This is a genomic window from Pseudomonas sp. SDT291_1_S447, assembly GCF_054070155.1.
Genome location: NZ_JBSVXS010000158.1, coordinates 1 through 9,760 on the forward strand (window position 1 = coordinate 1; position 9,760 = coordinate 9,760).

Annotated in this window: 7 protein-coding genes; 2 read left to right on the forward strand and 5 right to left on the reverse strand. The window is 59.2% G+C overall.

What is annotated here, in order from left to right; translation table 11 throughout:
- Positions 1-217: 217 nt before the first annotated feature.
- Together ACW9IR_RS26860 and ACW9IR_RS26865 are read left to right on the forward strand one after the other, a co-directional pair.
- Entirely contained in the window at positions 218-430 is a 213-nt protein-coding gene (locus tag ACW9IR_RS26860) for a hypothetical protein (RefSeq protein ID WP_110720970.1), read from the forward strand.
- Entirely contained in the window at positions 427-684 is a 258-nt protein-coding gene (locus ACW9IR_RS26865) for a hypothetical protein (RefSeq protein WP_102902177.1), read from the forward strand. Before ACW9IR_RS26860 ends, ACW9IR_RS26865 begins: the two co-directional genes overlap by 4 nt.
- Before the next feature lie 134 nt (positions 685-818).
- On the opposite strand, the gene ACW9IR_RS26870 is transcribed toward ACW9IR_RS26865, so the two are convergent.
- From ACW9IR_RS26870 to ACW9IR_RS26890, 5 genes are all read right to left on the reverse strand, one after another.
- On the reverse strand, positions 819-1,403 hold the full coding sequence (locus tag ACW9IR_RS26870) for a glutathione S-transferase (protein ID WP_457465654.1): 585 nt from the start codon (positions 1,401-1,403) through the stop codon (positions 819-821).
- On the reverse strand, positions 1,400-5,041 hold the full coding sequence (locus tag ACW9IR_RS26875) for an AAA family ATPase (protein WP_457465656.1): 3,642 nt from the start codon (positions 5,039-5,041) through the stop codon (positions 1,400-1,402). Before ACW9IR_RS26875 ends, ACW9IR_RS26870 begins: the two co-directional genes overlap by 4 nt.
- On the reverse strand, positions 5,038-6,282 hold the full coding sequence (locus ACW9IR_RS26880) for an exonuclease SbcCD subunit D C-terminal domain-containing protein (protein WP_457465658.1): 1,245 nt from the start codon (positions 6,280-6,282) through the stop codon (positions 5,038-5,040). Before ACW9IR_RS26880 ends, ACW9IR_RS26875 begins: the two co-directional genes overlap by 4 nt.
- Positions 6,283-6,357: 75 nt before the next feature.
- Positions 6,358-7,479, reverse strand: coding sequence for a hypothetical protein (locus tag ACW9IR_RS26885; protein WP_457465660.1), 1,122 nt, complete (start codon positions 7,477-7,479; stop codon positions 6,358-6,360).
- Complete coding sequence (locus ACW9IR_RS26890) at positions 7,469-9,673, reverse strand: hypothetical protein (protein WP_457465662.1); 2,205 nt, start codon at positions 9,671-9,673, stop codon at positions 7,469-7,471. The genes ACW9IR_RS26885 and ACW9IR_RS26890 overlap by 11 nt, the downstream gene beginning before the upstream one ends.
- Positions 9,674-9,760: the final 87 nt, after the last annotated feature.

Below are 9,760 nucleotides of genomic sequence, written 5' to 3' on the forward strand. Positions count from 1 at the left end.
CTTTTGATCTTGTTTTTAAAAAGCAAAATCAAAAGATCGCAGCCTTCGGCAGCTCCTGCCCGTGTGTTTTTCGCGGCTCGATAGCTTTCTTCAAACCCGCAAATAGACTGGCTAAATAATCAACGAAGCTGATGTTTACTATGGCAAACCCTGAGTGGTTAGCGCGGCTTTTTTGATCGATTCTGTGGGCATCGAAACATGCCCACGGGAGAACACCATGGCCAGCGCAATCCTTCACTCAGCCAAACGCGGCGCCTACCTGGCCATTGGTCTGTACTTGGCCGTGGTGCTGGTCGTCAGCATCGCCTCGCAGATGGAACACAGCTTCGACGCACCGATTGAAGTCGCCCATCCTGGCATCCAGTTCGAAGTCCGTTCGCAAAGCGTGATGGTCGACCGGGCCGAACTCGCGGGAGTCGGCGGAGCATGAAAGGCTACAGACTTTGGGTTGTCGCCGGTTTAGCGTTCTTCACCAACGGCGCGTCATTACTGGGAATCGGCCAAGGTTCGGTGGGTGCATTGGCCCGTGCCATAGAGGCCAATCACACCATCGCGCACAACATCGAACGGGCGAATACCCTGGGGCTGATGGCCGGCAATCCACCGGTCAAAGTCTCGGCGGATTTTCTCGGGCCATTCGAGATAGATTGCATGGCCCTCGGCATGTGCAACGCGCTGGCTTAGACGACGCGATTGATCGTTCCCACGCTCCGCGTGGGAAAGCAGCCCCGGGGGCTCCGCGTCCGATTGGAACGCAGAGCGTCCCTTGAGGCATTCCCACGCAGAGCGTGGGAACGATCAACGCAGGAAGGTAAGGATTATTTCTTCATGATCGAGGTGAATAGCTCGGATTCGAGGAAACGCTGCAGCCAGGCCTGTAAGCGAACATAAGGTGTTTGCGCAAACCACTCGCGATCAACATGGGCAAACTGCCGAACGAAGGGCAGCAATGCCACATCCGCCAGGCTCGTGTGGTCGGTCAGTAAGTAATCGCGATCGGTCAGCAGTTCATCCAGACTCTGCAAGAACAACGCCCCCTCTGCCCGATAAACTTCCATCGGTTGCTCCGGGTAACGTTCGGCGTACTTGTAGCGATTCAAATGCACTTTGAACCCTTGATCATTTGCTTCGATCAGTTCGGCAATCCGCGAATCGCCTGCCAGCAACCAATCATCCGGATCATTCTGCGCCAACGCCCAACGCATGATCTCCAGGCTCTCATCAATCACCCGCCCACCGGCATTCAGCACCGGCACCGTGCCCTTGGGCGAGATCGCCAGCATCTCCGCCGGTTTCGCCTTGAGGCTGACCTCAACGATGTCCACCGGTACACCCGAGTAACGCAGCGCCATCCGCGCCCGCATCGCGTACGGGCAGCGGCGGAAGGAGTACAGCGTGTTCATTTCACCTCCAGCGTGCTCAAACCATTGCCCTGACGCTGTACCTGAATCTGCACCGGGATCCGCTCGTGCATTTCCTGTACGTGGGAAATCACCGCGACCTTGCGCCCCTGCGCCTGCAAACCATCGAGCGCATCCATGGCCAGTTGCAGCGATTCCGGATCGAGGCTGCCAAAGCCTTCATCGATAAACAGCGATTCGATCTTCAGCGTACTCGACGCCATCGACGCCAAGCCCAACGCCAGCGCCAACGACACCAGGAACGTCTCGCCGCCAGACAACGAATGCACCGAGCGCAGCTCATCGCCCATTTCCGTGTCCATCACCAGCAGGCCGAGCATGCTGCCACCACGTTTCAAGCGATAGCGTTTGACCAGTTGGCGCAGTTGCACGTTGGCGTGATGCACCAGCAGGTCGAGGTTGTAGGCCTGGGCAATCTTGCGGAAGGTGTCGCCGGTGGCCGAGCCGATCAAGGCACTGAGTCGCGCCCAGCGTTGATACTCGGCATTCGCCGAGGCAATTTGCTGCGCCAGCGTCTGATTGGCGTTCTGCCGGCGCTGGTCTTCGACCTGTTCGGCGCGCAACTCGGCGCATTTCTGCTCGCTGACGGTGAACTGGTTTTGCACATCTGTAAGGGCGCTGGCCAGTTGTTCGGCATCCAGGTTGCCGTTGTGCTGCGCCTGATGATCGAGCAGACGCTGGTCTCGCTCCTGCAACAACACCTTGGCCTGTTCGATGGCTTTCTCGTTGTGCTGCAAGCGCTGGCGCAGCTCGGCGACTTGCGCGTCATCGACTCGCAACAGATCTTCGAGGCCACCGTCATCCAGCTCCGGGTGACGGGCGCGCCAGTCAGCAATCTTGCCGGCCAGATCCTGTTCTTCGTTTTGCAGCGCTTGCAAGCGCTCCTGTTGCGCCTTGAGTTCGGCGGCGATTTGCACGAGTTGCGTGCGCAGGTTTTGCAGTTCCTGTGTGGTGCCGGTTTCGGCGCTTCGTGCCTGTTCAACAGCGTGCTCGAGCTGCTGCTGCCAGTGCTCGGCGCTGCTGTGTTCGCCGAGCAGTTGCGCCAGTTTCTGCTGGCAGGCGTGCTGCTGTTCGGTCAGCGCTGTGAATTGCTGTTCGGCGCTGAGCAATTGCTGTGTACGGGTCTGCTGGCGATCCTGTTCTTTCTCCAGCGTCTGTTGCCGCTGTTGCTGCTCGGCCTGTTCTTCTTTCTGCTGATCGACTTGCGCCAGGCGCTCGGCGATCTGTCGGTCTAGCTGCATGAAGGTCGCCGCCGGTTCCTGGCGCAAGGCTTCGAGGGTGTCGGCTGGCAGCAGATTGCCGAACGCACTGAGTTCTTCGTCGAGTCGTTGACGGTCGCTGCTCAATTGGTGCTGTTGATTGCTCAGGTGTTGGGCGGCTTGCTGGTGGGCCGTTTCCGTCTGGCGCAATTGCTGGGTCAGGCGCGCGGCATCCTGTTGCAGGGTGAGCAGGGCGCTCTGGCGCTGTTCGTCCTGAGTGATGCTCTGGTTCAGTTGCTCGTTTTGCCGGGCGAGCCAGGCATCGCGTTTGTCAGCGTCCTGATTGAGCAACTGCACAGCCAGTGGATGCGCGTTGAGACTCGGCGCCAACGCTTGCTGCTGGGTCGCCAGTTCTTCTTGCTGTTGCAGCAATTCTTTCTGCTGAGCAATCACGCCACCGACTTCGGCACGCAACTCGATAAGCTTTTCCTTGAGCTGATCGACGACTTTCTGGGCGTTGGCCTGCTCGCTTTCGTCGTGGCGACCGAGGCTTTGTAGCAGCGCTTCAGGCTGATGATACGGATGCTCGTTGCTGCCACAGACCGGGCACGGCTGATCGTCCTGCAACTGCGCGCGCAACTCTTCGACACTGGCACTGCGCGCCAACCGCTGGCGCTCAAGCAGCTCGCGGGTGACGTTGAGGGTTTGCTCGGCGACGGTCAGTTCGGTTTTGGTTTTTACCCCGTCCTGAGTCAGGCGCTCGCGCTCCTGCTGGGCGCTGAGCTGACGCTGTTGCAGCTCGCTGCTGCGCTTGTCGAGATCCTGTTGCGTGGCCCACAGACGCGACAGGTCTTCGAAGGCGCGCAGTTGTTTGCGGTTGTCTTGCAGGAGCGTGCCAAGGATGCCGATCTGCTCGGCGACGGCGTCGGGTTCGGCACCGGCCTCTTTGAACAGCACTTCAAGTTGTTGGTTCTGCGAGGTCAGCTCTGCGGCGCTGCGCGTGGCGTTTTCTTCGAGGCTCGCCAGTTCCGCCTGTCCCTTGTTCAAGCGATTACCGATCAGCATCAGCTGTTGCAGGCGATCGCGGTAGGCATTCCATGCATCGCTCAGCGGCGCTAGATGGGCACTTTGCTCAAGTTCGGCGGCGATGCGTTGCAGGCGCTCGGCGACCTGAGTCTGTTTTTCCAGCAGGGCTTGAATGGCGTTCTGGCCCTCGGTGCAAGCCTGCTGCGCAGTGAGCTTGGCTTCGGCACTTTGCGCGACATCCTTGGCCAGACGGGCGAGGGTGCTTTGCTCTTCAAAGGCCTGACGCAACAGTGGCGCGTTCTCGCTTTGCCGGTGCTGCGCGTCACTCAGGGCGACTTTCGCCGCTTCGAGGTTGTGCTCCAGTTGCGTTTGACGCTCGGCCAGCTCGGCGTGTTGCTGCGTGTGCGCGGCGATTTGCGCGGCCAGTGGCGTCAGCAGGGCATCGAGTTCGGTTTTGCGCGCGAACTGGTGCCGCTGCGGGCCGAGCTGCTCCAGTCGCGTCAGTTTCACCCGCTCGCCGGCCAGACTTTCCGAATGCTGTTGCGCGCTGTGCAGTTGCTCGGCGGCGGCTTGCTGCGCGTCCTGCAACACCCGCAAATCCTTGAGCCAGCTGTGCTGTTGCTCAAGCTGTTTGAGCTGCGCCTGCTGCAACTTCATTTGCTGTTGCGCGGCGTTGAAGCGCTCATCCAACTCGGCCCGCGCTTCGGGTGCCAACGGGGTCACGCCGGTGGCCTGATCCTGCAACAGCTTGTGCGCTTCGCGGGCCTCTTTGGTCTTGTCGAAGGCGCGGCGGCCGAGACGGGTGTACAGCGCGGTGTCGGTGAGCTTTTCCAGCAGTTCGCTGCGGTCGTTGTCGTCTGCTTTGAGGAACGCGCTGAACTCGCTTTGCGCCAGCAGCACGGCGCGGGTGAACTGTTCGAAGTTCAGGCCGAGTGCGGCTTCCAGTTGAGTTTTATATTCGCCTTTCTGGCTGGCGAGCAGTTGATCCTGATCGATGTCGCGCAGGCTCTGCCGGCTGGCCTGCAACTTGCCGCCGGCCTTCTCGCGGGCGCGGTTGGCTTCCCAGCGCGCCCGGTAGCGGCGGCCATCGACACCGACGAAATCCACTTCGGCATAACCTTCGCCGGTGCCCCGACGCAGCAGAGTACGCGGGTCGCCAGTGGCGATTTCACCGTCGGCATCCGGGACTTTGGCGTCACGGCCAGTGTTGTTCAGACGCGGCACCGCGCCAAACAACGCCAGACACAAGGCGTCGAGCAGGGTGCTTTTACCGGCGCCGGTCGGGCCGGTGATGGCGAACAAACCGGCGCTGGCCAGCGGCTCAGCGGTGAAATCAATCTCGAACGGGCCAGCAAGCGAGGCAAGGTTCTTCAAGCGAATGGCGAGAATCTTCATGGCTGCTCACCCTCCAGTTGCACGTCTTGCAGCAGTTCGGCGAAGTCCTTCAGCGTCTGTTCGTCGACTTCGTTGCCGTAGTTGTCGAACCAGGCGCGGCTGAACAGTTCTTGCGGGGTGAGTTGGTCGAGTTCGATCAGCGCGGTGCCATCTTCCTCGCCGTTAGCGCCACGGTTGCCAGCGTATTCAGCGGCGATACGCACCAGGCGCACGGCTTTGCCTTGCAGAGCACTTTCCACTTGATGGCGCAGATCCGGCTGCGGCTCGTCGAGGGTTACCCGCACTTCGAGCCACGGCTGGCGTTGCGTTTCGGCGAGCAGGTCGATGTTCGGCAGGTCGGCCAGTTGCAGCAGGATTTCGGCCAGCGGTGCCGGCCCGATGCGTTGCAGATTGACCGAGCGCGGGATCAGTTTCGGCTCGACGCTGACCAGGGTTTCGCCGTCGAGGGTGACGTCGAGGATCTGGTGCTGATAGCCGATCTCCGAGAACGACAACGGAATCGGCGAACCGCTGTAGCGAATGCGTTCTTCACCGTTGACCTTCTGCGGCTTGTGCAAGTGGCCGAGGGCAACGTAGCTGATGCTCGGCCCGAACAGGCTGGCGGGCAGGGCTTCAGCGTTGCCGATGATCAGGCTGCGCTCGGAATCCTCTGAAACCGAGCCGCCAGCCATGTGCGCGTGGCTGATGGCGATCAATGCCTGACCGGGCTTGCGCTTGGCGTTGGCCGCTTCGATCAGCCATTCGTGCACCTGACCGATGCCACGCAAATAGTTGTCGCCCAGATGCGCGCCAGTCACCTCCGCCGGGCGCAGGAACGGCAGCGCCAGGCACCACGCGGCGACTTCGCCGGTTTTATCCGGCAACGGCAGCAGCAGGCGTTCGGCATCCAGTTGCCCGTCATCCAGCCACAACACCCGCCCCAGCGCATGGGTGCGCAAACGGCGCATCAATGGTGCAGGCAGTTCGATTCTCGAGCCGGAGTCATGGTTGCCGGCGATCATCACGATGGTCAGCAACGGCTGCTGCTCGTGGGCGCTGACGATGAAATCGTAGAGGCGTTCCTGAGCTTTGACCGGCGGATTGACCGTGTCAAAGATGTCCCCGGCAATCAGCAGCACATCCGGCTGTGCCAGTTGCAGTTGGCGCAGCAGCCATTCGAGAAAACAGGCGTGCTCGAAATCGCGCTCCTGGCCGTGCAGGTTTTGCCCAAGGTGCCAGTCGGAGGTGTGGAACAGACGCAAGGTGGACTCCGCATTTTGATCAAAGGGCCGCAAGGACGAATATGGCGGCGAAAAGAAGGGGAGTTTACTGGCAAATCACGCCCCTTGCTTTGTCGCGTGACCAGTCACGCCCACCTCGGCGAATATTTCCGTGATCGGGCGGTGCGGCTGACGTTTTTGCATTTGCCGTACCTGTTCGCTCAGCCGTAGCAATTCCTCGCTCGGTTTGGCCCACTGATCTTCCGGCAGCGGTTCTGACCACTGGCGCATGACGTCGGGCAGTGCCTGTTTGCCGATTCTTTCGAGGCGGCGCACTTCCCATTCGACGAGGTGATTGGGAATCGTCCACAGGGTCATGACGTGGTAGAGGTACCAGAAGAAGCCCGACAGCCTTGTTCGTGTACCCTCGCGGATCTGCTGATGCATGCGTGCGCGGGCGTTGCGAAAGGTGTGCAGGCCTTCGTGGGTCGGGTCGTCAGGGCCTTGGAGGTCTTGCAGGTCCTGGATGGATTTGAGGTCGTTGACTTCGTATTCCATGTAGCCGCGGATCGCTTCCCAATGGCTGATCGCGAGTGGCAGGCCGGCGCAGGGGAATTCGAGGCTGGTGAGGGTTTCGCCGTGGTAGAAACCGATGCCCATTCCGTATTGGCGGTGGATGCCGTATTGGGTCGCGCCTTGGGCTTCGATGATCCAGGCGGAGAGCGATTCCCATGGGACGAAGACGGGTTCGGTTTCGCCTGCGGGCATGAAGCAGACTTCGCGGCGTTGGCGGTTGAAGCGGGTTGGGATGATTGAGGCGCGTTTTTTGTGATTGTGGTGCCAGACAGCGAGTCCTATGGACAGCATGGCAAATGCGGTCAGCAATCCTAGTTTTGATGACGGAAAAAATAATTGCTCCGCAAACTCCCAGGAATACAGCCAGTCGTAACCCAACACGAGACCAAAACAAAAACTGAATATAGGCAGCAAGACGGACCAAATAAAGGTCATGGTTAGTGGCCCCCCTAAAATCACCTGCCACGAAAATATTTGCGGTGATCCCAAACCAAAGTCCATGTACTCACCATTCAACTCCCCGATATGCGGGCCGTAGGGTGGCATTGGTGTTGGTAATGGCAGCGGCGCAAGATAAGTAATCTTTCCACTTGGAAACGGCTCCGTATCTCCTGCTTTTCGAGGCTGATCTATCTGCGAAGTAACTATTGGTTTATCCAGCATGATCGGCTGGCTCCAGAAACTGAGCTTCAACGAGCAAAACCGGTGGATTCTCTTTGACCAACTGAGGAGTGACCACTGAAAAATGACCATTACCCCTCGGATCCAGATGGATCACGCGAGTTCGCGAAATCCACTCGCCTTTGTCGTTTAGGTTTTGAATGCAGACCGCCAGTTCCAAGGTTTCTTTCGCTGGAGTGAATTCAAAGTTGGGATCGACTGGATACTCAAGGCAGAGCACCAACTTCTCCGAGGTAGACTCGACGATACGCAGGCTTCTGACGACCTCTTCACTGATCACGTCTTTGCGTTCTCGTGGTGCTCCCCGGCTATGCATAGGCATGGAAATACGATGTGCGCCTATGCCCAGCCGATGTTTTGGCTTGCCGCCGAGGGGAGGCACCAGATCACTCAATGTCAGTCTGGGCAATACCAAATGGATATCGCTGGGTTTGGCTTTCAACAGCAGGTTTTTCAGCCAGAAATCGTACTGGTTAGGCCCAAGCTGCACGTAAGGTGCGTGGATTAGAAAAGCCAGATAGCTTTGATAGTCATGCAATGAGTGATCGCCGCGCCTCTCTTCATCTCTGCTCCAGGGAGTAATTTTCAGCCATTTATCGTGAGCACTGAGGTTGTAGCGGTTGTACAGCCAAGTACCACTGAGTTCCAAAACGGTGAACAGCGCCCCCGCCAGATTGAAGCGGAAAAACACTGTTGATAGACGTGTGCCGGCGGCGGCCCAGGCGGCAGTTCGTGCGACCTTGTTCGGAGCAGTCAATACAGTGAAAGTGGCGTGAACGGTATGACTCAGCCCGTAAGCGTTAACCGTTACCATGCCGCCTGCACCTAATGTGGATAGTGCGGTGGCACCCTGTGCCGATTGATTTCCACTGCGAATCGCCTGCTGCCAGTTTTTGTACTGGTTGTTAAGACTTATCGCTGACGACACCAATCCGAAACCATAGGTGAAAGCGCCCAGCCCAACATGCAACTTGCCCATATGCACATTTACATGCTGCATAGCATGGGGTTGAAGCGCAGCAATAAGCGCAGTACTACGAGCTTTCAAAGCCGTATCAGCGAGACTCTGCGCTGCAGTGAATCCAGCACCTCCAGTCGTAGCTACCGCAGACAGAATCGGGCCGATAGTTCGTTTGTTCTTTGACTGCCTGAGCGTTTCCTTAAAAACCCCCACCAAATTCACCACCTGCACCAAAACCACCACCAACCCCATCCCCTCTGTCTTCACCAAACTCCCGGCCGACACCCCACTCACGCCCATCCGAATATTCCCCAACAAACTCCTCAACTCCCCCTGTTGCGCCGGCGGAAATACCACCGTCACCCCCGCCCGCGCAGGCGTTGCGCCATACAACCGCGCCGAGCGATCCGGCAGTTCTTCGATAGGGCTCAACGCCGCCGCCAACCGTCCTTCGAACAGCGCCAATTGCGCCCGCACCCGCACAATCTCTTCCTGCAACTCCACCGCCCGCGCTGTTTTATGGCCCTGGCGGTTTTTGTTGTGGGTGAGCTGGTTACGTTCGCGGTTGAGGGTCTTCAGGTATTCGCGTTCGCGCAGCACTTCCTTGATCGTGCCTTGCAGTGCGGATTGTTCGGCGGGGCTGGCGACGGTGAAGGTCACGCCGCTGGTTTTTGCCGCGTCGAAGAGACGCAGGCGCAAGGCTTTGGGCAGGCGCTGGAACAGTTCATCCAGTTCGGGGATTTTCTCGCCCGACAGGTCGAAACCTTCCAGCGCGCGGTTTAGACCGAGGTTCAACGCCGGGCTGTAGGTGTCCTGCACGGCTGCCGCGACGACGCGAGTCTGTTCGGGCAGTTCGTCGAGGGCTGGCAGTTGCGGTTGTTCGATCTTTTTCAGTTTGGCCAGCCAGTCCGGCAGGTTGTTGAACGTGGCCATGAGGGCGTTGAACAGCGTTGAGTATTGCCCGCTCTGCTCCAATTGCAGGCGCAGTGGCAAGGTGTAGAACAGGGTTCGGGTCAGTTCCGGGTGCTGTTCCAGGTAGCTGAGCATTTTTTCGCTTGCTTCGTCGCTGCGGCACAGGTCTTTGAGGCAGGCGTATTCGGTGCTAAGGGCCTGGCCGATTTGCGCCGCCACTTGCGCGTCGTAGTACCAGGCCGAAATGTGGAAGCGCCCGGCGATCAGCAGTTGCGTACGGTCGGCGGTGATGCGTTCGAGCAAGCGGTTCCAGCGGCCGAGGTTATCGCGGTGAAGGTTGAGGACTTCGTCCATGGCCGGGCGGTCGATCAGGTCGTTGACCCCGCGTTT

Excerpts from the sequence above, each read along its gene's own strand:
- ACW9IR_RS26870 (WP_457465654.1), bottom strand. The coding sequence starts at position 1,403 with ATGAACACGCTGTACTCCTTCCGCCGCTGCCCGTACGCGATGCGGGCG.
- ACW9IR_RS26875 (WP_457465656.1), bottom strand. The coding sequence starts at position 5,041 with ATGAAGATTCTCGCCATTCGCTTGAAGAACCTTGCCTCGCTTGCTGGC.
- ACW9IR_RS26885 (WP_457465660.1), bottom strand. The coding sequence starts at position 7,479 with ATGCTGGATAAACCAATAGTTACTTCGCAGATAGATCAGCCTCGAAAA.
- ACW9IR_RS26860 (WP_110720970.1), top strand. The coding sequence starts at position 218 with ATGGCCAGCGCAATCCTTCACTCAGCCAAACGCGGCGCCTACCTGGCC.
- ACW9IR_RS26865 (WP_102902177.1), top strand. The coding sequence starts at position 427 with ATGAAAGGCTACAGACTTTGGGTTGTCGCCGGTTTAGCGTTCTTCACC.